Below are 279 nucleotides of genomic sequence, written 5' to 3' on the forward strand. Positions count from 1 at the left end.
CCGCCGATTGTGCCGGCGTTTGATGAGATCCGTGGCGGTCTCCACCGTCACGGCGGCATCGCGGCAATAGGCATCGGCGCCGATCGCGCGCCCGAATTCTTCGTTCAAAGGCGCACCGCCGACGAGGTCGATGTAATCGTCGCGGACACCTCTCTCTTTCAGAGTATCGATGACGACCTTCATATAAGGCATCGTGGTCGTCAAAAGCGCCGACATGCCGATGATGTCCGGCTGATGTTCCTCGATCGCGGCGAGATAGTTCTCGACGGGATTGTTGAT

The 279-nt window shown here is 58.8% G+C and carries 1 protein-coding gene; it reads right to left on the bottom strand.

All coding sequences use genetic code 11. The features are described 5' to 3' along the window. Positions 1–279, bottom strand: a 279-nt coding sequence (locus tag CH341_RS32410; RefSeq protein WP_210208729.1) for a cobalamin-dependent protein, incomplete at both ends; no start/stop codon positions are given.

It is taken from the genome of Rhodoplanes roseus (assembly GCF_003258865.1).
Lineage (GTDB): Bacteria > Pseudomonadota > Alphaproteobacteria > Rhizobiales > Xanthobacteraceae > Rhodoplanes > Rhodoplanes roseus.